Raw genomic sequence first — 21,571 nt, forward strand, 5'->3', positions numbered from 1 at the left:
AGGACACGAAAGCTCCGTACCGCTCTTGCGAAGCACCCTGGGGCGTCTGCCAGTATGTCCCAATGCCCCAGCAGCAGTCCTCCCCTCTCGCGTTCTTCGATAACGCGAACTCGCAGCCAGATTTCACCGTTGGCCTGCGCGGATACAACACTCACCAGGTCGATGACTTCATCGGCCGGATGACGGCCGCGCTGACCCAGTCCGAGCAGGCCCGTGCCGAGGCCGAGCAGCGGATGAACGACGCCCAGCGTCGTCTCCGCCAGGCCGAGCAGCGCATGAGTGCGCTGGAGCAGAAGCTCACCGACACGAACAAGCAGCTCGAGGAGAACAGCCGGCCCACCCTCTCGGGGCTCGGCACCCGCGTCGAGCAGATCCTCCGGCTCGCCGAGGAGCAGGCCAACGACCACCGCAACGAGGCCAAGCGCGAGTCCGAGGGCATCCTCTCCGCCGCCCGCCTCGAGGCCCGGGAGATCACGGACAAGGCCCGCGCCGAGGCCGCCGCGATGAAGGCCAGCGCCGAGCGCGAGGCCGGCAACCTGCGCACCGCCGCCGAGCGCGAGGCCGCCGAGGTCCGGGTGCAGGCCCGCCGCGAGGCCGACACCCTGCGCGCCGACGCGGACCGCGAGACCAAGCAGCTGCGTACGGTGACGGCCCACGAGGTGGCCGAGCTGAAGTCGACTGTCGAGCGGGAGGTGGCGACCCTCCGGGCGACCGCCGAGCGGGAGATCACCCAGCAGCGGGCCAAGGCTGCCCGCGAGGCCGAGGAGAAGCGCGCCGAGGCCACCAAGCTGCTCACCGACGCGCGGGACAAGCGCGACAAGGACCTCCAGGCCCTGGAGCTGCAGCTCGCCGAGCGGCGCGAGAAGGCCGAGCGCGAGGAGTCCGAGCGGCACGCCGCCCAGGTGTCGCAGACCCAGAAGATGGTCAGCGAGGCCGAGCAGCGCGCCCGCGCCGCCCAGGAGCGCGCGAAGGAGATCGAGCAGCGCGCCGAGGCCCGCCGGGTCGAGTCGGAGCGCAACGCCGCCGAGACGATCGACAAGGCCAAGGCGCACTCCGAGAAGACGCTCAACGAGGCCAAGGCCGAGTCGCAGCGTCTGCTCACCGAGGCGCGCACCGAGGCCGAGCTGACCACGCAGGCCGCCCGCCGCGAGGTCGAGGACCTCACCCGGCAGAAGGACGCGGTCACCTCGCAGCTCGGTCAGATGCTCTCCGGGCTCGCCGGCATCGTGCCCGGCGTGCCGGCGGCGGCTGCCCCGGCGGCCAAGCCGGAGGCGAAGAAGACCGACGGTGGTCAGGAGCGGGTGACCGCGGAGACCGCCGGCTGACGCGAGGCGTCAGGTCGGGGCATCGAACGGCGCGAGGTGACACCGGGTAACCGGTGTGACCTCGCGCCGTGTGCGTTTCCCAACCCTTGGTGTGGTGCCCTCGCCACGGAGTGAAGTAGGTCCCACAAGGGGCGTCCGTATCGCCCCAGCAGGGGGCGATGCGTGTGAGGATGGGGGCATGTCGCACGGCGAGGAACTGTTCGCTCTCGGCGGGGACGTGACCACGGAGCCCAGCTTCGAGTCCGCTCTGCGGGGGTACGAGAAGAAACAGGTTGACCGGTACGTCGCGCGTGCCGAGCACGAGATCGCGACCCTCGCCGCCGAACGGGAACAGGCCTATACACAGATCCACAAGCTCGCCGGCCAGGTCGAGGTCCTGCAACGGGATCTGACCCAGGTCCGCAAGCAGATGAACGTGGTGGACCGGGCCTCCTTCCGGCACCTGGGCCCCCGCGTCGAGTCGATCCTCACCCTCGCCGAGGAGCAGGCCGAGCAGATCCTGTCGGCGGCCAACGAGGAGATCGAGGCCCGTCGCGCCGCCGCCGAGCACATCATCGAGGAGGCCCGCGAGCAGGCCGCGCGGGCACTGAAGGACTTCGAGATCGCTCTCGCCGCCCGCCGCCAGGAGGAGGAGCGGCACAGCGCCTCCCGCCGCGCCGAGGCGGACGCGACCCTGCGGTCGGCCAAGGACGAGTCGGCGAAGCTGCGCAAGGCCGCACAGGACGAGCTGGCCAAGGCCCAGCAGGAGGCCACCCAGCTGCGGGACACCGCCAAGGAGATCCACACCCGGGCACAGCAGGAGGCCACCAAGCTGCGCGAGGCGGCCCGCGAGGCGCTGACCACCGCCCGGCAGGAGGCCGGCGAGCTGCGCGAGGCGGCCAAGGAGGTGCACGCCAAGGCCCAGCAGGAGGCCAAGCGGCTCACCGACACGGCGACCGAGGCGGGCCGGGCGACCCACGCCAAGGCACAGCAGGAGGCCAAGCAGATCATCGACGACGCGTCGATGGCCGGCCGGGCCACCCGCGCCAAGGCACAGCGAGGAGGCCGAGCGGCTGACCACGCAGGCGTCCGAGTCGGCCAAGCGCAGCCGGGCCGAGACCGAGGCGTACGTGCAGCGGATGCGCAGCGAGACCGAGGCGTACGTGCAGCAGTCCCGGGCGCAGACCCAGCAGGAGCTGGGCGCCTGGCGAGCCGGCGTGGAGCAGGAGGTCAACTCGCGGCGCGGGGCGGCCGATCGCGAGCTGGCCCAGCGACGGTCCACCGCCGAGCAGGAGTTTGCCAAGCGCCGCGACGAGCTGGACAAGCAGCACGAGTCCCGCAAGCAGGAGCTGGAGTCGGGCTGGACCGCGCGCAGCACCGAGCTGGAGTCGAGTTTCACCGCCCGGCGCGACGAGCTGGAGACCGAGTACTCGACCCGCAAGGACACGCTGGAGACCGAGTACACCGCCCGCAAGAACGAGATCGAGCAGGGCGCCGAGGCGATCCGCCAGGCGGCCGAGCGGGACGCGGCGGCCCTGCGCCAGCGCGCCGAGACGGAGGCGGCCGAGCTGTTGAGCCGCGCCGAGACCGAGGCGGGCGACAAGCGCCGCAAGGCCGACGAGCACGTCGCGGCCTCGCGTCGCCAGTTCGAGGAGTACGCGGCCACCACCCAGCAGCACCTGGCGACCACGCAGCAGCACCTGGCGGCGACACAGCAGGAATCGGCCGCGGGCCGTCAGCAGCTCGCCCAGGTGATGTTGGAGATCGCCCAGGCTCAGCAGGAGCTCGCCGACCTGCGGCAGGAGACCTGGAAGGCCCGGCAGGAGTCCGACGAGCTCGAACGGCAGATGACCGAGGTGCGGCTACGCGGCGCCACCGGCCCGATCGATGGCCCGACCGCACCGGCCACGGGCGACCGCCCCGACGCGCCGGCCGTTTCCGCGGCGTCGGGCGGCGAGGCCGCGACCGGGTCAGGCACCGACGGGGCCACCGCACCCGCCAACGCTGGCGTGGCTGCCGATGCCGGCAGCGCGAACGGCCGCACGGCCGAGTCCGACGACGCTGGTGCGCCAGTCGGCGCCGGTCTGAAGGCCGCGCCCGACGACACTGCCACGCCGGTCGTCGCCGGCAGCGCGAACGGCCGCAAGGGCGAGCCCGACGACCCGGGTGCGCCGGTCGGCGCTGGCGCCGCGAACGGCCGCAAGGGCGAGTCCGACGACGCCCGGCAGCCGGCGAATGCTGCGGCGGGCGGGGAGTCCGGGCAGTCCACGACCCGCCCGGTGGCCGAACCGATGACCACTGTCGACGGCGGCGCGGCCAGCGCCGGGGTGGACGGCGAGCCGACCGTGGCGGCCGTTCCGGGCGAGGGTGGCCGGGGCGCCAAGCCGACGAAGATCACCAGCACCGGTGAGAACGGCAAGCGGCCCAGCAAGCCGACCACCGACGAGCGCAGCGCCAAGCCCAGCAAGGTCACGATCGAGAAGGACTGACCAACCTCAAGATCGACACGACATCAGCGAAATCGGGGTGTCCGGCTATCCCGGACACCCCGATTTCCTGCAAGGCGAGTGGATCAAGCCCGGTCTTCGGGAGGCGGGTCCACGATCGGGCGGCGGAACGGGCCCCAGGCCACGAAGCGCTCGAACAGCTCCCTGGGCGCCGGCCCGTCGTGGGGATTGAGCTGGTACAGGTCGTGCGCCGCCTCGTGGTAGAGCCCCGCGAGGTAGATGGTCAGCGCGGCCGGATCCTCGTCGAACTCCGCCTTGAGCAGCAGCCGGGCGTCCGCGCAGGGCCAGGGTCGGCCGTCCGCCCGGCAGCACCACATCGGTCGCAGCGGGGTGTGCGGCGTCCGCGCGCCGCAGGGTCGGGGAAACATGGGGTACGGCCCGAGCCGCGGTTGCGGCAACCCCGACACCGGGCCCGAGCTGGAACCCGGCGGCCGGCGACCGGCGGACGGCCCCGACACCGGGGTACGCGCCCCGCCGCCCGAGCGGGAACCCGGCGGCCTGCGAACCGCGGGCAACCACCACGCCGGCGTACGCGCCCCACCACCCGAACTCGGACCGGGCGGCCTGCGACCGGCGGACGGCCCCGACACCGGAGTACGCGCCCCGCCGCCCGAGCGGGGACCTGGCGGTGTGCAGGCGGTGGACGGCGACGACGCCGAGGTCACGGTGACGGGCAGCGACCGGCCGGCGGGGCGAGACGTGGACATGGGTTGCCTCCTCGACTGGGGGACGGTTCTGCCGCCGTGCGACGGCAGGGCCGGGCGGTGGAAACCGAACCGGTCCGGGACCACCCGGTACGTGACAGTCTGCTGAGAGCACCACTACGGTCGGAAGGCATCGCCGCGTCCGGTGGGGTGACTGCGGGAGCGGCGTGCCCCGCCGGGTCGGCCGGTGGAGACGACCCTCGACCTGCGGAGGCACTGTGGAAGGCGACGCCGCGCCGACGGCCGACATGATCCGCGCGCAGCTGCGTCGACTGCGCATCGCCGCCGGGATGAGCCAGGAGGACTTCGGCCGGCTGGTGCACTACTCCGGCTCGATGGTGTCCGCGCTGGAGCTGGGCCAACGCCCGCTGGACCGGCTCTTCCTCGCCCGCGCCGACGAGGTGCTGACCACCGGCGGCCTGCTCGTCCACCTGCTCAAGCTCGCCGAGCGGGACGGCCAGCCGAGCTGGTTCCGCCCCTGGCTGGATGCCGAGCGCAGCGCCCGCCAACTGCGCTGCTTCCAACCCACGCTGGTCCCCGGCCTGCTCCAGACCGAGAACTACGCCCGCGCGGTGATCCGCTGCGACGATCTGCTGAGCGACGACGAGGTGGAACGCCGAGTCCACGCCCGCCTGGACCGACAGTCGCTGTTGGTTCAGCCGGAGCCGCCGCAGTTCGTCGCGGTCGTCGACGAGTTGGTGCTGCGGCGTGCCGGCGAGGAGGTCCGAGGGTTGATGGTCGAGCAGATCAGCCATCTGATCGCCAGCCTGGCGCGACCGCACGTCAGCTTGCACATCGTTCCGGCCGGAGGCGGGTTGCACGTCGGCCTGTCGGGCCCGTTCAATCTCGCCCGAGGCGCGGACGGCGGCTGGGTGGGGCACATGGAACACCAGATTGACGGCCTTGTGGTCGACAGCGACCACGAGGTGGCTACGCTCCTGACGCGCTGGGAGATGATCAGAAACAGTGCGTTGCCCCGCCAGCAGTCGATCGAGCTGATGAAGGAAGTTGTCACGTCATGGACCTGACCGACGCCCAGTGGCGCACCTCCACCCGTAGCGGCAATGGAGAGTGCGTCGAGGTGGCGGACAATCTGCCCGGGGTGGTGGGGGTGCGGGACAGCAAGGATCCGTCCGGCCCGGTGCTGGTGTTCGCGCCGCCCGCGTGGCGGGCGTTCGTGGCCGTCGCCAGTCGTCGGACCCCCTGAGCCGGGAGGCCCCTGGTGCCACAGCACGACCCGTCGGCCGACGACGCGGACGCGACCCCGAGCCCCCCACCTGCGCAGACGTCGACGTCGGCGGAGACTCCACCGGCGGTGCCGGTTCCCGCACCGGGAATCGACCCCGACGAGCCGCCTGCCGTGCCGTCGGGCAAGTTCGGCACGCCGGGGCGTCCGCTGCGCCGCAGCAGCTTCCTGATCGGCTTCACGGGCGCGCTGGGCGTGCTGCTGGCGTACACCCTCTATCTGGGGATTCGCAATGCCGGCGGCATCCTGGTGCTTGTGGTGATCGCGCTCTTCCTCGCGGTGGGCCTCAACCCGGCGGTGGTGCGCCTGCGCACCTGGGGTGTACCCCACGGCCTCGCGGTGACTGTGGTGGCGTTGACGGTGGTGCTGCTGCTCTGCGGCGGCATCGTGGCGCTGGTCCCGCCGATCGTCACGCAGTCGGGGCAGTTCATCGACCAGATCCCGAGCCTGCTCGACGAGTTGCGCCGTAATCCGACGGTCAACGACCTGGTGGAGCGGTACGACGTGGTGGAGCGGGTGCAGGGCGCGGCCAACGCGGACACCATCGGCCGGGCGCTCGGCGGGGTGCTCGGCGGCGCCCAACTGATCTTCGGCACGGTGTTCCGGACGTTGACCGTGCTGGTGCTGACGATCTACTTCCTTGCCTACTTCAACAAGCTCCGGTCCCTGGGCTACTCGTTGGTGCCCCGGTCGCGGCGGGAGCGGGTGCAGCTGATCGGCGACGAGATCCTGGCGAAGGTCGGCGCCTACATGGTCGGCGCGTTGAGCATCGCCGTGCTGGCCGGCGCGACCACGTTCGTGTTCGCGCTGATCGTGGGGCTGCCGTACCCGTTCGCGCTGGCCGTGGTCGTCGCGGTGACCGACCTGATCCCGCAGATCGGCGCGACCCTCGGCGCGGTGATCGTGAGCCTGGTCGGCTTCGCCGCCGGCCTGCCCACCGGCATCGCCTGCGCGGTCTTCTTCCTGATCTACCAGCAGGTCGAGAACTACCTCATCTACCCGAAGGTGATGCGGCGTTCGGTGGAGGTCAACGAGGTCGCCGCCCTGCTGGCCGCGCTGCTCGGGGTGGCGCTGCTGGGCGTGGTGGGCGCGCTTATCGCCATCCCCACGGTGGCCGCGCTGCAACTGATCCTGCGCGAGGTGGTGCTCCCCCGTCAGGAGAGGAGTTGAGCGTCAGTCGGCCGGCCCGGGGACGGGCGTGTCCGCGAAGGCGGCCACCGTGCGGTCGGCGTACGCGCTGACGTCGCCGGCCTCCATCGGCCCGTCCCAGGTCGTCGGCAGCGGCACCTCGACCGCCGGGTTGACCCGCTTGACGATCTCGTCGAGCACCAGCTCCGCGTCGCCGACCCAGAGGTGCTTCGCACCGGGCACCCCGACCACCTCGGCCTGCGGCACCGCCGCGAACCGCTCCCGCGCCTCGGCCGGGCGCAGGTAGTCGTCGAACTCCGGCACCAGCGCCGTCAGCGGCCGACCCGAGGCGGCCCAGGTGGCCAGGTCCTCCGGGGCAGAGAAGCGCAGCGGCGGGGAGAGCAGGATCGCCCCCGCGATCGCCGGGTCGCACCCGTACTTCAGGGTCAGGTCGGTGCCGAACGACCAGCCGACGAGCCAGATGTTGGGCAGTTCGGCGAACTCCGCGTACTCGATGGCGGCGGCCACGTCGTAGCGCTCGCCCACCGCGCCGTCGAACGCCCCCTCGCTGGTGCCGCGCACACTGCTCGTGCCCCGGGTGTTGAAGCGGAGCACGGCCAGGTCGGCCAGCGCGGGAAGCCGCCACGCCGCCTTGCGGAACACGTGGCTGTCCATCATTCCGCCGTGGGTGGGCAGCGGGTGCAGGCAGACGAGGGTGGCCACCGGCGGCCGGTCGGCCGGCAGGGCCAGTTCGCCGACCAGCCGCAGACCGTCGGCGGTGTGCAGCTCGATGTCCTCCCGGCGGCCGGGCAGGATCGACGACGCGCGGATCGCTGTGCTCACCGCCCAAGTCTGTCGCGAACTCGCCGCGACCGCCCGCCCAGGCACGAACAGGGTGATCCAGGTCGCTCGCTCAGTAGCGCGGTGTGCCCCGGCCGCGCTGCACCGCCGGGCCGCGCCGCTCCCGGGCACGCCAGCAGCCGCTGTGCCAGTGCCGGCGGTCGGTCAGGTCACCCAGGCCGTCGGCGGGCCAGGCCACGAGGTGCGCCACCCCGGGTCGGATCTCCTGGTCACAACCGGGGCAGCGGTACGTCTTGACCGACGCCCCCGCTCCGATGCCGCGTACCTGCCAGGCGCCGTCGGTCCACTGCTGCACCGAGGCGACGCCCTGCCGGGCCCGGTCGGCGTCCAGGTTGGCGTTCTCGTCCCGACGAGGGCGGTTGCGACGGGGGCTCACAGTCACCAAGCGTACGGTCCGTCGGGCGGGACGACCCGGGGCGGTCACCAGGTCGTGGGCCGGTCCAGGTGCTCGGCGACCTGCGCCCCGCCCAGCACCGTGGTCGCGTCCGCCTCGGTGTACCCCTGCGCCGGCCAGCCGAAGTTGGCGGTCAGGTGGGCCTTGGGGAAGCCGAGCAGCTCAAGTTCCCCGCTCTGCTGATCAATATGGGCCGGTTTGCCGTTCACCTCCCGGTTTCCCACCGTACGGCCCCCGGCGATGCCGATCGCGTACTGCAACTCGACCTGGATGCCACCCGGGTTGCTCCCGGCGACCGTCAGCTGGACGCCGTACGCGGCCGGGAACGGCGCCATCGTCACCTCGCACCTGGTCACCTGGGCTCCCGCCGGCAGCGTCGTGAGCCGCAGCGGCCCACCGCAGCGGTGCGCCTGGTCGAGCCGCAGCGCGCCGGCCACCTCGAACAGCTCCCGCTCGTCGTCGGCGATGGCGGTGGCTCGGGCGTACACCCCGGGGGCGGGTTGCCAGTGCCGCAGCCAGACCGTGACGCCGTAGGGCCCCGCGGCGTGCGACACCGACCCGTCGAAGACGCCCTCGGTGATCAGCTCCGGCACCAGCGCCGGCAGCCCGGGGGCCCGCAGAGGCAGCGCCTCGGCGGACGCGGAGAGCTCCAGGGTGACCGTGTGCCCGTCGACGTCGAGCCGCGCCATCTCCACGCCGCTCTGCACCGACCAGGACAGGTAGCGGAACCCGTCCGAGGAGAACCCGAAGTGCAGCAGCTGCGGGTCGGCGCCGAGCAGATCCGGCTGGGCGGCCGCGCCCGGCACGTCGTCGGCGCGCGGCGGCACCACGGCCACCACGGCATCCGCCGGCAGACCGGGGCCGGGCGTCCCGTCCGGGCCGGAGTCGATCAGGCCCGCCGGGTCCGTCACCACGCCCAGGCCGAGCACCGCCACCACGCCGAGCGCGAGACCGGCGGCGGTGCGCCGGCGGCGTACCCGACCGCGTCCCCGCACCACGGCGGCGGCCAGCAGCCGGTCCGTGTCGACGCTGCCCTCGGCGCGCTCGCGCAGCGTCTGGTTGATCCGCTGGTCGAGGTCGGTCACTGTCGGCTCCCGTTCGTCGTCGGGACGCCGCAGCGCTCCCGGAGGTTGGCGAGGGCCCGCATGGCGTGGGTGCGGACGGTGACCGGCGAGCAGTTCAGAATCTGCGCGATGGTCGCGTCGTCGAGGTCCTCGTAGTAGCGCAGCACCAGCACCGCCCGCTGACGGTCGGGCAGGCCGAGGATCAGCCGCCACATCTCGTCCCGATCGGCCGCCTCTCCGCCGACGTCGACGCGGTGCGGCCGGTCGACGACGGCGTCGATGACCACTTCCCGGTTCGACCGACGTCGCCACCAGGAGTTGTTGGCGTTGACGAGCATCCGGCGCACGTACACGTCGGGACGGTCGGCGCGGGAGATCCGACGCCAGTGCACGTACGCCTGGGACAACACCTCCTGGGTGAGGTCCTCGGCCCGGTGCTCGTCACCGGTGAGCAGTCGGGCCAGCCGGTACAGGGCCGGGCCGCGACTGCCGACGTACTCCTCGAAGGTCACATCCTGTAGACGCGGCAGGGACCGTCCGACGTTGACCCGGTCAGCGGTGCGAGTGGTCGCGGAACCCGCGGCGGGTCTTGCGGCCCAGGTAGCCGGCGGTGACCAGGTGCTCCAGCAGCGGCGCGGGCGCGAAGCCCGGCTCGCGCAGCTCCAGGTACAGCTCGCGCTGGATGGCCAGCGCGACGTCCAGCCCCACCACGTCGAGCAGCTCGAACGGGCCCATCGGGTAGCCGCAGCCCAGCTTCATGGCGTGGTCGATGTCGTCGGCCGTGGAGTAGCTGGCCTCAAGCATCTTCACCGCGTCGTTCAGGTAGGGGAAGAGCAGCGCGTTGACGATGAACCCGGACCGGTCGCCGCAGACCACGCCGGTCTTGCCCAGCGCGGCGCAGACCGCCCGCGCGGTGGCGGTGGCCTCCGGCGAGGTGCGGATGGTCCGGACGACCTCGACCAGCGGCATGACCGGCGCCGGGTTGAAGAAGTGCAGGCCCACCACGTCGGCCGGCCGCTGGGTGGCCATCGCCACGTCGATCACCGGCAGGGACGAGGTGGTGGTGGCCAGCACCACGCCCGGCTTGCAGATCTCGTCGAGGCTGGCGAAGAGCGCCTTCTTCACGCTCAGCTCCTCGACGACCGCCTCGACCACCAGGTCCACGTCGGCGAGGTGGTCGAGCGTGGCCGACCAACTGATCCGGCCGAGCGCGGCGTCCCGGTCGGCCTCGGCGAGCCTGCCGCGCACCACGCCCTTGTTCAGCGAGGTCTTCACGGCCTCGCAGACCGCCGCGGACTTCTCCGCGCCCCGGGTCACCGACACGACCTCGTAGCCGGCCTTCGCGAACACCTCGATGATCCCGGTGGCCATCGTCCCGGAACCCACCACGCCCACCTTCGTGATGGCGCGCGCGCCGTCGGCGAGCGCGGCCTCCGCGGCCGGCGGCGTCGCCTCATCCGGTACGACGACAGGGGAGCCCGGCCGCTGGTAGGTGTAGAAACCCCTACCGGACTTCCGACCGAGCAGCCCCGCCGTCACCATCTGCTTGAGCAGCGGCACGGGGGCGTGCCGGCGGTCCCGCCCACCGCGCCGGTACATCGTGTCCAGGATCTCGTACGCGGTGTCCAGGCCGATCAGGTCCATCAGCGCCAGCGGACCCATCGGCAGGCCGCAGCCGAGCTTCATCGCGGCGTCGATGTCCTCCCGGGTCGCGTAGTGCGACTCGACCATGGCGACCGCGTGGTTGAGGTAGCCGAAGAGCAGCGCGTTGGCGATGAAGCCGGCCCGGTCGTTGATGGTGACGTCGACCTTGCCCAGCCGGGCGCACAGCGCCTCGACGTCGGCGACCACCTCGGGCGCGGTGACGACCGTGCGGACCACCTCGACCAGCTTCATCACCGGCGCGGGGTTGAAGAAGTGGATGCCGATCACCTGGTTGGGCCGGGTGGTGGCGACCGAGATCTCGGTGACGCTCAACGACGAGGTGTTGGTGGCGAGGATGGTGTCCGGCCGGCAGACCCGGTCCAGCTCCGCGAAGATCCGCTGCTTGAGGTCCAGGTGCTCGGGCACCGCCTCGATCACCAGGTCCACGGAGTGCAGGGCGTCCAGCCCCACCGCGAAGCGCACGCGCTCGTGCAGCGCGTCCCGGTCCGCCTCGGCGAGCTTGCCCTTTGCCACGGCGCGATCGGTGGAGCCGGTCAGGGTGGCCCGGCCGCGCTCCAACGCCGACTCGGAGATCTCGACCGCGAGCACGTCGATGCCGTTGCGGGCGAAGACCTCGACGATGCCGGCACCCATGGTGCCCAGCCCCACCACACCCACGGTGCTGAACTCGCGCGCCACGACCGGCCTCCCCAGACACTCCGCACGGCCACTGAACGGCCGCTAAGGTTATGCGCGCGAGTCTGCCACGTGACGCTGAGTTGTCGAGACGCCGTGGCCTATTTCACCGCCGACGGCGGAAGGCCGCTAGACGGCGGGCACGCCGGTCAGCGCCAGCAACTCCGCGACGAACTCCGCCGGGCGTTCCAGGTGCGGGCTGTGCCCGCAGCCGGGCAACACCACCTCGCGGTACGCGCCGCCGGCCGCCGCGTACCGCTCCAGCACGGCACGGGTCTGGCCGACCATCGGCTGCGGCGGGCAGGACTCCTCCCCCGGCCAGCCGGGCACGACACCCAGCGAACCCAGGTACGCCAGGTCGAACAGCGACGTGTCCGAGACGATCACGTCGGCGTCCCCGCGTACCCAGGTGACCGGCGGCTTGTGGGCGACGGCGACGAGGTCGTCGGCGAGCCGGAACCAGGTCGGGGCGAGCGCGTTGAGCACGCCCCGCTCCCCCGGCGCGGTACCCGGCCAGTTCGCCGACGGCACCGCCGTACCGGGGTAGTTGTCCTCGCCTGTCGCCGTGGACAGCAGGCTGTCCAACAGCAACTCCTCGTCGCCGCCCAGCGCGGCGGGATCGGCCACGTAGGTCGCCCGCAGCACGGCACGCGGGCTGGCCGGCGCGTCGGCGCCACGGTCACCGGCGGCGAGCCGCGCGACGAAGTCCGGGTTGGCCGTGCCCGCGCCGGTACCGGCGAAGTCCGGGGTGGTCGGCGTGCCGGTCAGGTCGCGCGTGCCACCGAAGCCGTACGGCGACACCGGCGCGGCCAGCAGCAGCGCGCCCACCCGGTGCGGATGGTCGACGAGCAACCGCATCGCCACTCCCCCGCCGAGGGAGTGCCCGACCACCACGGGCAGGCCGCTGCTGGCGTTGGCGTTGCTGCTACTGCCGGCGCTGCTGCTGCCGGCGGCGTTGCCGGCGCTGGCGCTGCTGTTGGCGCCGCTGCTGGCGTTGGCGTTGGCGAAGAGCGTCGGGTCGTCCAGCAGGGCGGCGATGTCGTCGGCGAAGTCCCGCAGGCCCCGCGTGGCGTTCACGGGAGCGGTCGCGGAGTCGCCGTACCCCCGCAGGTCGGGTGCCACGACCCGCAGCGTCGGCGGCAGCCGCCGGACCAACGGCTCCCAGAACAGCGAGGACGAGCAGTTGCCGTGGATCAGCAGCACCGGAGTGCCGTCGGGCGGGCCGGCCACCCGTACCGCCTGGGTGGTGCCGTTCGCCGTCACGACCCGCCGCTCGCTCTCCATCCGCGGCATGCTGCCACGCCGCTCTCCGCCGGTCCAGGTGCCGGCCAGCCACCCGGCGACGCCGCCCGGTGTGGCCGACCGCCACGCGGTCCCGGCAGTCCCGGCGGGCCCGGCGGACCCGGCGGACCCGCGTACCCGGCGGCTTCGGCGGTCCCGGCGGACCCGGCGCACCCGGCGGACCCGCGGACCCGGCCGGCGGCGGACCCGAGGGCCCGGCGTTCAGCGGCGGGCGGTCGGCGGCGTGGCCAGGGGCAGCGGCAGCGTCGGTCGGATGTCCCGCCGGGACGGACCGAAGCTCAACCCGACCGGATCCGTGTGCGCGACCCCCGGGTCGAACAGGCGCAGCTCGGTGCGGCCGATCCGGATCACGTCACCGTCGGAGAGGCGCTCCACCTCGGTGATCCGGCGGTCGTTGAGCCAGGTGCCGTTGGTCGAGCCCAGGTCACGCAGCGACGCACCCTCCGGGGCCAGCCACACCTCGGCGTGCCGGCGACTCAGGTGCGGATCGTTGATGACCACGTGCCCGCTCGGCGCTCGACCGATCACCTGCGGCTCGACCCGTAAGCGAAAGCTCGCTCCGCGCATCGGCCCACCGGCGACCGTCAACAACGGCAGCAGTTCCGGATGTTCCTCCATGGACAGTCAGCCCTCCACCCCACACCGTTACTCCGCGCGTCAGCCTGCCATCAGACGGTAATCGTCAATACCGACCGGCCGGTCACCTCATCGCCACCTCCCGGCCACCCACCGTTCGACGATTCGGGCGGCCGGCCTCCGGCACCCGGGGCCTGACCTGCACTGATCAACGAGTGGACGGGTCAACGCGACTCCCGTCCCCGCGAGTCGAAATGTGGCCTACCGGTGAGTAATCCTCGGGTCTAGACTTCCGCCATGACGGCTGTGCATGCCCCCGGCACCCCTCGCATCGAGGCGGACGAGCTGGTCTCCACCAGTCCGGCCACCGGCATCGAAGCCGGCCGCCTTCCCGTCGCCACCGAGGCCGCCGTACGCCAGGCCGTCGACCAGGCGCGCGCCGCCAGCGAGTGGTGGGCCGGCCTGGGTTTCACCGGCCGCCGGCAACGGCTGCTGAGCTGGCGCGCGCTGCTCGCCCAGCGGATCGAGCAGCTCGCCGAACTGATGCACGTCGAGGGCGGCAAGCCGGTCCCCGACGCCATCGTCGAGGTCGTCACCGCGATCGAGCACATCGACTGGGCGGCCCGCAACGCCGCTCGGGTGCTCGGTCCACGCCGGGTCCGGTCGCGGCTCATCCTCGCCGAGTTCTCCGGGCACCTGGAATACCAGCCGTTCGGCGTCGTCGGCGTGATCGGCCCGTGGAACTATCCGGTCTTCACCCCGATCGGCTCCGCCGCGTACGCCCTGGCCGCCGGCAACGCCGTCGTGCTCAAGCCCAGCGAGTACACGCCCGTCGTCGGCCAGTGGCTGGTGGACACCTTCGCCGAGGTGGTGCCCGAGCAGCAGGTGTTCACGGCCGTGCACGGCCTCGGGGACGTGGGCGCGGCGCTCTGCCGCTCCGGCGTCGACAAGGTGGCCTTCACCGGCTCCACCGCGACCGCCCGCAAGGTGATGGCCGCCTGCGCCGAGACGCTGACCCCGGTGCTGATCGAGGGCGGCGGCAAGGACGCCATGATCGTCGACAGCGACGCCAACCTGGACGCCGCCGCCGAGGCGTGCGTCTGGGGCGCCATGACCAACGCCGGCCAGACCTGCATCGGCATCGAACGGGTCTACGCCGTCGACCCGGTCTTCGACGCCTTCGTCGACAAGGTCGTCGCCCGCGCCGGCCGGCTGACCGTGGGCCCGGAGGGCACCGACATCGGCCCGATCACCATGCCCGGCCAGATCGACGTGATCCGGCGACACATCGAGGCCGCGGTCAGCTCCGGCGGTCGCGCCGTGCTCGGCGGCCCCGACGCGGTGCAGCCCCCGTACGTGCATCCGACAGTGCTTGTGGACGTCCCGGAGGAGTCGGCAGCCGTCCGCGAGGAGACCTTCGGCCCGACGCTGACCATCAGCCGGGTCCGCGACGCCGACGAGGCCGTCGCCCGCGCAAACGCATTGTCGTACGGCCTGGGGGGTTCGGTCTTCGGCCGGCAGCGCGCGCTGGCCATCGCGCGGCGCCTGCGCTCCGGGATGGCCTCGATCAACTCGACCCTGACCTTCGCCGGGATGTCCACCCTGCCGTTCGGTGGTGTCGGCGACTCCGGCTTCGGGCGGATCCACGGCGAGGACGGCCTGCGCGAATTCGGCCGCGCCAAGGCCATCACCCGCCGTCGGGCACGGTCGCTGCTGCCGTCGATGACCTTCGAACGCACCCCCACCGACGTGGCGCGCCTCGTCAAGGCCATCAAGGTGATGTACGGCAGGTGAGTGTCGGATAGCCGATCTGGACCCTGATCGGCGTATCCACATGTTTATACGTCGTACTCGCGGCGGTACATTGCGTTAAATGGGCCACAATCGATTGCGCCACCGCCTTGTCGACAGTGACCAGTCGTGGAGCGCCCGGCAGCGGCGTCGTCGTTCGGACTGGCTGGCGCGCACCTTCCCCGACATCGGGGACATGCACGTCGTCGACCTCGGCGGCCGGCTCGGCACCTGGCACCGCGCCACCGTCCGACCGGCCCGGGTGACAGTGGTCAACCTGGAGCAACCGCCCGCCGCGGTGCCGGAATGGGCCCACGTCGAACAGGCCGACGCCTGCGACCTGCCGGCCCACGTCGTCAACGGCACCTACGACCTGGTCTTCTCCAACTCGGTGCTGGAGCACGTCGGCGGGCACGAACGCCGACTGCGCTTCGCCGCCGCGACGAGGTCACTTGCCGATCGCCACTGGGTGCAGACGCCCTACCGCTACTTCCCCATCGAGCCGCACTGGATCGCACCCGGGATGCAGTTCCTGCCGATCCGGCTGCGCACCGCGCTAGCCCGCCGCTGGCCCCTCGGGCACAAACCGACCCGCAGCCACGAAGCCGCCATCCACCAGGTGCTCTGGACCGAGTTGCTGGACCGCTCGCAGATGCGCCACTACTTCCCCGACTCGCGGATGCTCATCGAGCGGGTGGCCGGCCTGCCGAAGTCCCTGATCGCCGTACGAACCGGGGCGTGAGCGGCCAGTCCGGGGTCCGGGGTCGGATCAGAAGAGGGTCAGCTCGTCCTTCTCGATGCCGCGCAGCCGGTCGTAGTTGACGACCACGCACCGGATGCCGCGATCGGCGGCGAGCACCCGGGCCTGCGGCTTGATCTCCTGGGCCGCGAAGACCCCGGTGACCGGGCTGAGCAGCGGATCACGGTTCATCAGTTCGAGGTAGCGGGTCAACTGCTCCACCCCGTCGATCTCGCCACGCCGCTTGATCTCGACGGCGACGGCGCCGGAGTTGGCGTCGCGGCACAGCAGATCCACCGGCCCGATCGCCGTCATGTACTCGCGGCGCACCAACGTGTACCCCTCGCCCAGCACACCCGGGTTGGCAGCCAGCAACTCCTGCAGGTGCGCCTCCACCCCGTCCTTGCGCAGGCCGGGATCCACACCCAGCTCGTACGAGGTGTCCTGGAAGACCTCCTCCAGGGTGATCCGCAGCTCCTCGCCGGCCTTGTTGACCACCCGCCACACGCCGGGGGCCTCCTCCAGCCGACACGGCGGGCTCATCCAGTTCAGCGGCTTGTACGCACGATCGTCGGCATGGATGGACACCGACCCGTCCGCCTTCACCATCAACAGCCGGGTGGCCGGCGGCAGGTGAGCCGAGAGCCGTCCGACGTAGTCCACCGAGCACTTCGCAATGACCAACCGCACCCGACGAGGGTAGCCGAGCACCCGGTCACCACCACCGAGCGGCACTGGCGCGTCGGTGCGATGCTGAGACGGTGTTCGAAGTCCTCACCGGCACCGGCCTCGCCGCCTCGGCGGGGCTGAACGCCTACATACCCCTTCTCGTCCTCGGTCTGCTCGCCCGCTACAGCGACCTCATCGACCTACCCAGCGGCTGGACGTGGCTCGGCAACGGCTGGGTCATCGTCATCCTGGCCGTCCTGCTCGCCGTCGAGATGGTGGCGGACAAGGTGCCAGTGGTCGACCACATCAACGACGTGGTGCAGACCGTCGTCCGTCCCACCGCCGGCGGCCTCGCCTTCGGCGCCGGCTCGTCCTCGGAGACCGTGACCGTCAGCGACCCGGGGAGTTTCTTCACCTCCCACCAGTGGGTGCCCGTGGCCACCGGCGTCCTGCTCGCCTTCGGCGTACACCTGCTCAAGTCCGCCGCGCGGCCAGTGGTCAACGCGACCACCGCCGGGTTCGGCGCCCCGGTCGCCAGCACCGCCGAGGACGCGACGAGCGTGGTCGTCTCCCTGATCGCGATCATCCTGCCGGTTCTGGTGCTCGCCTTCCTGGTGGGCCTGGTCGTCTTCATCTACTGGTTCTTCCGTCGGCGATCCGAACGCCGCCGGGAACGCGAGGCGGCCCGCGCCGCCGGTTTCCGCGTCTGAACCGAGCGGGCCTTCCGACGGGCTGGCCGGTGCGGCGGCTCGGCCGCGCCGGCTCTGCCGCAGTCGGGCTGCGGGACGCCAGCTCCGACTTTCGGACCGGGCGGGGATGTCAACTCCTGCCATCGGCCGGCCCTGTCGGTGGCCGTCACCCATCCCGCAGTCTCGCAAGCACACCGACCGGCCCGATTCCGGTCTCGGCTCAAGTCCGCGCGGACCTTGGCGCTCGGACCGTCGAGATCTTGGACAGTTTCCGTTTCGCCCGGACGGAAACTGTCCAAGATCTGCGGCCAGGCGAGGCCGAGGCGCCGGCCAGGTTGGTGGGCTGGGGCTGGGGGCGCCGGTGGCCGGCGTCCCGGGCTCGGGATGGCGGCCAGGTCAAGTGGCCGGTGGCTGGACATGCCGGTGGCCGGCATCCCGGGATCGGGGTGCCGGCCAGGTCAGCGATCGAGGGCCGGACATGCCGGTGGCCGGCGTCCCCCGCATCGGGTTGGCGGCAGGTCAATGGCCGGTGGCTGGGCATGCCGCTGGCCGGCACCCCCGGGTGTGGGATGCCGGCCAGTCGGTCGGGTCGTGCGGTGGGTCAGCTGTTCCAGTGCTGGCCGACCAGGTCGGTGGCCTGCTGCTCCCACTGGGCGTACGCGTCGGGGTACGCCGACACCTGGACGGTCTGCGCGGCCTCGGTCAGGGGCATGTCCTGCCACCCGTCGACCTGCTTGAGGCCCTTGAGGAACGCGGTGGTGGAGTACTCGGGGTTGGTGATCTGCTCCGGCGTGCCCCAACCCGAGGTGGGGCGCTGCTGGAACAGGCCCAGCGAGTCGTGGTCGTTGGCGTCGCCGAGGTGGCCCAGGTTCTCCAGCTTCGACTCCTGCAGGCTGGTGGCGATGGAGATGACGGCGGCGCGTTCGGGCAGGCCGGCCTTCTTCGTGGCGGCGATGATCGCCTTGACGTTGGCGGTCTGCTCGTCGTTGAGGGTGATGTGCGACTGGTCGCCCTGCGGCTTCGGCGCCGCGCTCTGCACGGCCACCGCGACGGGCTTGGCGTCGACGGGGTTGGCGTGGGCGGCGATCGGGCCGGCGAAGACACCACCGGCGAACGCGAGACCAGCAACCGACAGCATGCTCTTACGGAAGATCGTGTTCATGGGGGTAGCTCCTTCGGGGGTAGGAACACCCACGCACCAGGGGGAAGCGGTGGCGCGGGTGTGAGCACCTCGTCCGGCGCTGCACAAAAGGGGGGAAAGTCTTCGGGTCGGCGGCCGGCGAGCGGGGCTCGCGGCGCCCGGGGTGGCGGCCTGCGAGCGGGGGCTCGTGGCGCCGGGACCGTGTGTAACGACCGTCGGGCCGGGGTCATTCCCGGGGCCGGCCCGCCTGGGTCACCGGATCGAGCCGGTCGCGTCAGCGGGCCAGCGGACGTTCGGGCGTCTGCAACGACCTGCCCGGGCCTGCCATTCCCACCCGGAAAGCGGGCGGGGCGGGTGGCCGTGGTCCTGCGATCGTCAGGGTGTGTGACGACCCCGGGCCCGCCACGATTCCGGCCCACGGATGCACCCGGTCACACCCGGGCGACCCCAGAAAGGGACATTCTGCCCAGCCCGTCCGTCCAGTGACGGCCGGACCGGACGGCGGGCGGTGATCGACACGGGTTCGCCGATATCGGGGCATCCGCCACAGCGGGAAGCCCCGATATCAGCGAACTCGTGTTGATCACGCCAAACCCGACGACCCCGTCAGGACGGCGCGAGCGGCCCGACCGGCGCTGCCGCCGGGGCCGATCGGTCGCCGGACATATCGGGTCTCCGGAGACCGGCAAATGCCTAGAATCGGGGCAAGAACCTAAGGAGGTTGGCATGACCACAGCGATGGAGATGCCCCGGGTCCAGGAGTGTGTGGTCGCGGCGTGTGCGTACAACCAGGGCGGTGACTGCCACGCCTTCGCGATCACCATCGGCAGCATGGACCACGCGCACTGCCACACCTTCGTCGAGTCGCCCGTCCGTGGCGGGGTGGACGGCCTCACCGCCCAGGTGGGCGCCTGCCAGCGTTCCGACTGTCGGCACAACGAGCAGTTGGAGTGCCACGCGTCGTCGATCAGGGTCGGCCCGGACAACGACATGGCCGACTGCATGACGTACGCCGGTCGCTGACCGACCGGCAGCGGGGCCGCCCGGCGGCACGGTCAGGGCAGGTCGTTGGCGTTCCGGATGACCGTCACCAGGTCGTCGATGATGCCGGTGAGGGCGAAGTCCTTCGGGGTGAAGACCCGGGCCACCCCGGCGGCGCGCAGGGTGTCGGCGTCGCCGGCGGGGATGATGCCACCCACCACCACCGGCAGGTCCGCCCGGCCGGCGGCGCGCAGCCCGTCGAGGACGGCGGGTACGGCGGCCAGGTGCGAGCCGGACAGCACGGAGAGCCCCACCAGGTCGACGTCCTCCTCGACGGCGGCGGCCACGATCTGCCCGGCGGTCAGCCGGATGCCCTGGTAGACGACCTCGAAGCCGGCGTCGCGGGCGCGTACCGCGATCTGTTCCGCGCCGTTGGAGTGCCCGTCCAGGCCGGGTTTGCCGACCAGCAGCCGTAGCCGACCGCTGCCCAGCTCGCGCGCCGTGGCGGTGACCCGCTCCCGGACGGCCGCGAGGCCCGGGTCGCCGCCGCTCACGGTGGCGCCGGCCAGTCCGGTGGGCGCGCGGTACTCGCCGAAGAGCTGGCGCAGCGCGCCCGCCCACTCGCCGGTGGTCACCCCGGCCCGCACGCACTCCAGGGTGGCCGGCATCAGGTTGGCGATGGTCGCGGCGTCCGCACGGAGCCGGGCCAGTGCCGCGTCGACCGCCGCGTCGTCCCGACCGGCACGCCACCGGCGTACGCCCTCCACGGCGGCCGCCTCGACCGCGGGGTCGACCTGTTCGACGGCCTCCGCTCCGGCGGCGGTCAGCGGGGAGGGTTCGGTCTCGACGTACCTGTTGACGCCGACGACCACGTCGGCGCCGGACTCGATCCGGCGGCGGCGTTCGGCAAGCGAGGCGACAAGCGCGCTCTTGAGGTAGCCGGTCTCCACGGCGGCGACCACCCCGCCCAGCTCCAGCACCTTGTCCAGCTCGACGCGCGCTCCGGTGACGATCTCGTCGACCAGCGCGGTCATCACGTGCGAGCCGGCGAAGAGGTCGGGATATTCGAGCAGGTCCGACTCGTACGCCAGGACCTGCTGCATCCGCAGCGACCACTGCTGGTCCCACGGGCGGGGCAGGCCGAGCGCCTCGTTCCAGGCGGGCAGCTGCACGGCGCGGGCCCGGGCGTCGCGGGACATCGTCACGCCGAGCATCTCCAACACGATGCGCTGGATGTTGTTCTCCGGCTGCGCCTCGGTGAGGCCGAGCGAGTTGACCTGTACGCCGTAGCGGAACCGCCGCTGCCGGGCGTCGGTCACCCCGTACCGCTCGCGGGTGATCTCGTCCCAGAGCACGCCGAACGCGCGCATCTTGGCGATCTCCTCGACGAAGCGCACGCCGGCGTTGACGAAGAACGAGACCCGCTGGACCACGTCGCCCATCCGCTCGGCCGGCACCTGACCGGAGTCACGGACCGCGTCGAGCACGGCGACCGCGGTCGCCAGGGCGAAACCGACCTCCTGCACGGGCGTGGCGCCGGCCTCCTGGAGGTGGTACGAGCAGATGTTGACCGGGTTCCACCGGGGCATCTCCCGCAGCGTGTACGCCACCACGTCGGCGGTGAGCCGCAGCGACGCGGCCGGCGGGAAGATGTACGTCCCCCGGGACAGGTACTCCTTGATGATGTCGTTCTGGGTGGTGCCGGAGCAGCGGGCCAGCTCGGCGTCCTGTTCGAGGCCGACCGTGCCGTACAGGGCCAGCAGCCACATCGCCGGGGCGTTGATCGTCATGGAGGTGTTCATCTCGGCGAGCGGGATGCCGTCGAAGAGCGCCCGCATGTCGCCCAGGTGGGCCACCGGCACGCCGACCCGGCCGACCTCACCGGCGGCGAGTTCGTGGTCGGGGTCGTACCCCGTCTGGGTGGGCAGGTCGAAGGCGACCGACAGGCCGGTCTGGCCCTTGGCGAGGTTGCGGCGGAAGAGGGCGTTGGTCGCGGCGGCCGACGAGTGACCGGCGTACGTGCGCATCACCCACGGGCGGTCCCGCTCGGGCAACCGGGTCGGCGTCTCATCCATGGCCGGAGTCTAAGTTACCGTTCAGTAAAACAGGCTGTGGAAAACCACACACGTCCATGT

At 72.1% G+C, this 21,571-nt stretch carries 20 protein-coding genes and 1 pseudogene; 10 read left to right on the forward strand and 11 right to left on the reverse strand.

The window, feature by feature from the left end; translation table 11 throughout:
• Nucleotides 1-62: 62 nt before the first annotated feature.
• Nucleotides 63-1,325 (forward strand): hypothetical protein, encoded by a 1,263-nt coding sequence (locus tag MILUP08_RS28795; protein WP_007464451.1) that lies wholly within the window; start codon nt 63-65, stop codon nt 1,323-1,325.
• 178 nt (nt 1,326-1,503) lie between these two features.
• Nucleotides 1,504-3,793: pseudogene (locus tag MILUP08_RS28800) on the forward strand (coiled-coil domain-containing protein).
• 83 nt (nt 3,794-3,876) lie between these two features.
• Here the strand turns inward: MILUP08_RS28800 and MILUP08_RS28805 are convergent.
• Complete coding sequence (locus MILUP08_RS28805; protein ID WP_051065837.1) at nt 3,877-4,179, reverse strand: hypothetical protein; 303 nt, start codon at nt 4,177-4,179, stop codon at nt 3,877-3,879.
• On the opposite strand from MILUP08_RS28805, the gene MILUP08_RS28810 reads away from it, so the two are divergent.
• The 4 genes from MILUP08_RS28810 to MILUP08_RS28825 all read left to right on the forward strand — a co-directional run bounded on the left by MILUP08_RS28810 (nt 4,178) and on the right by MILUP08_RS28825 (nt 6,931).
• Nucleotides 4,178-4,624 (forward strand): hypothetical protein, encoded by a 447-nt coding sequence (locus tag MILUP08_RS28810; RefSeq protein WP_007464460.1) that lies wholly within the window; start codon nt 4,178-4,180, stop codon nt 4,622-4,624. The genes MILUP08_RS28805 and MILUP08_RS28810 overlap by 2 nt on opposite strands.
• Nucleotides 4,625-4,763: 139 nt before the next feature.
• Nucleotides 4,764-5,543 carry a helix-turn-helix domain-containing protein gene (locus MILUP08_RS28815; RefSeq protein WP_039908959.1) on the forward strand — a complete coding sequence of 260 codons (780 nt, stop codon included), beginning with the start codon at nt 4,764-4,766 and terminating at the stop codon, nt 5,541-5,543.
• Nucleotides 5,534-5,722 carry a DUF397 domain-containing protein gene (locus MILUP08_RS28820; RefSeq protein WP_007464467.1) on the forward strand — a complete coding sequence of 63 codons (189 nt, stop codon included), beginning with the start codon at nt 5,534-5,536 and terminating at the stop codon, nt 5,720-5,722. The genes MILUP08_RS28815 and MILUP08_RS28820 overlap by 10 nt, the downstream gene beginning before the upstream one ends.
• 129 nt (nt 5,723-5,851) lie before the next feature.
• Entirely contained in the window at nt 5,852-6,931 is a 1,080-nt protein-coding gene (locus tag MILUP08_RS28825) for an AI-2E family transporter (protein ID WP_039908960.1), read from the forward strand.
• A 3-nt stretch (nt 6,932-6,934) separates the two neighbouring features.
• On the opposite strand, the gene MILUP08_RS28830 is transcribed toward MILUP08_RS28825, so the two are convergent.
• The 7 genes from MILUP08_RS28830 to MILUP08_RS28860 all read right to left on the reverse strand — a co-directional run bounded on the left by MILUP08_RS28830 (nt 6,935) and on the right by MILUP08_RS28860 (nt 13,468).
• Nucleotides 6,935-7,732 (reverse strand): alpha/beta hydrolase, encoded by a 798-nt coding sequence (locus MILUP08_RS28830; protein ID WP_007464471.1) that lies wholly within the window; start codon nt 7,730-7,732, stop codon nt 6,935-6,937.
• Nucleotides 7,733-7,802: 70 nt separating this feature from the next.
• Complete coding sequence (locus MILUP08_RS28835; protein ID WP_237747203.1) at nt 7,803-8,126, reverse strand: hypothetical protein; 324 nt, start codon at nt 8,124-8,126, stop codon at nt 7,803-7,805.
• A 44-nt stretch (nt 8,127-8,170) separates the two neighbouring features.
• Entirely contained in the window at nt 8,171-9,229 is a 1,059-nt protein-coding gene (locus MILUP08_RS28840) for a hypothetical protein (protein ID WP_007464474.1), read from the reverse strand.
• Nucleotides 9,226-9,720, reverse strand: coding sequence for a SigE family RNA polymerase sigma factor (locus MILUP08_RS28845; RefSeq protein WP_007464476.1), 495 nt, complete (start codon nt 9,718-9,720; stop codon nt 9,226-9,228). Before MILUP08_RS28845 ends, MILUP08_RS28840 begins: the two co-directional genes overlap by 4 nt.
• Nucleotides 9,721-9,760: 40 nt before the next feature.
• Nucleotides 9,761-11,551: a 3-hydroxyacyl-CoA dehydrogenase family protein gene (locus tag MILUP08_RS28850; protein WP_007464479.1), complete on the reverse strand. Its 1,791-nt coding sequence runs from the start codon at nt 11,549-11,551 to the stop codon at nt 9,761-9,763.
• Nucleotides 11,552-11,677: 126 nt separating this feature from the next.
• Entirely contained in the window at nt 11,678-12,832 is a 1,155-nt protein-coding gene (locus MILUP08_RS28855; RefSeq protein WP_039906777.1) for an alpha/beta fold hydrolase, read from the reverse strand.
• Nucleotides 12,833-13,051: 219 nt separating this feature from the next.
• The gene (locus MILUP08_RS28860) at nt 13,052-13,468 is read right to left on the reverse strand and encodes an FHA domain-containing protein (protein WP_007464484.1); all 417 of its coding nucleotides are present in this window, start codon (nt 13,466-13,468) and stop codon (nt 13,052-13,054) included.
• A gap of 255 nt (nt 13,469-13,723) precedes the next feature.
• On the opposite strand from MILUP08_RS28860, the gene MILUP08_RS28865 reads away from it, so the two are divergent.
• Nucleotides 13,724-15,220, forward strand: a complete 1,497-nt coding sequence (locus MILUP08_RS28865; RefSeq protein ID WP_007464486.1) for an aldehyde dehydrogenase family protein — start codon at nt 13,724-13,726, stop codon at nt 15,218-15,220.
• A gap of 79 nt (nt 15,221-15,299) precedes the next feature.
• On the forward strand, nt 15,300-15,959 hold the full coding sequence (locus tag MILUP08_RS28870; protein ID WP_007464488.1) for an SAM-dependent methyltransferase: 660 nt from the start codon (nt 15,300-15,302) through the stop codon (nt 15,957-15,959).
• A gap of 27 nt (nt 15,960-15,986) precedes the next feature.
• Here MILUP08_RS28870 and nucS read toward each other — a convergent pair whose 3' ends face one another.
• Complete coding sequence (nucS, locus tag MILUP08_RS28875; protein ID WP_039908963.1) at nt 15,987-16,646, reverse strand: endonuclease NucS; 660 nt, start codon at nt 16,644-16,646, stop codon at nt 15,987-15,989.
• Nucleotides 16,647-16,717: 71 nt separating this feature from the next.
• Between nucS and MILUP08_RS28880 the strand changes: the two genes are divergently transcribed.
• Nucleotides 16,718-17,335 (forward strand): DUF4126 domain-containing protein, encoded by a 618-nt coding sequence (locus MILUP08_RS28880; protein WP_007464493.1) that lies wholly within the window; start codon nt 16,718-16,720, stop codon nt 17,333-17,335.
• Between the two features lie 580 nt (nt 17,336-17,915).
• Here the strand turns inward: MILUP08_RS28880 and MILUP08_RS28885 are convergent.
• Nucleotides 17,916-18,476: a hypothetical protein gene (locus MILUP08_RS28885; protein WP_007456619.1), complete on the reverse strand. Its 561-nt coding sequence runs from the start codon at nt 18,474-18,476 to the stop codon at nt 17,916-17,918.
• Nucleotides 18,477-19,181: 705 nt separating this feature from the next.
• Here MILUP08_RS28885 and MILUP08_RS28890 point away from each other — a divergent pair.
• Nucleotides 19,182-19,478, forward strand: coding sequence for a DUF1540 domain-containing protein (locus tag MILUP08_RS28890; RefSeq protein ID WP_007464495.1), 297 nt, complete (start codon nt 19,182-19,184; stop codon nt 19,476-19,478).
• A gap of 32 nt (nt 19,479-19,510) precedes the next feature.
• On the opposite strand, the gene MILUP08_RS28895 is transcribed toward MILUP08_RS28890, so the two are convergent.
• On the reverse strand, nt 19,511-21,511 hold the full coding sequence (locus MILUP08_RS28895) for a protein meaA (RefSeq protein ID WP_007464497.1): 2,001 nt from the start codon (nt 21,509-21,511) through the stop codon (nt 19,511-19,513).
• Nucleotides 21,512-21,571 lie beyond the last annotated feature (60 nt).

Source organism: Micromonospora lupini str. Lupac 08 (assembly GCF_000297395.2).
GTDB classification, from domain to species: Bacteria; Actinomycetota; Actinomycetes; order Mycobacteriales; family Micromonosporaceae; genus Micromonospora; species Micromonospora lupini.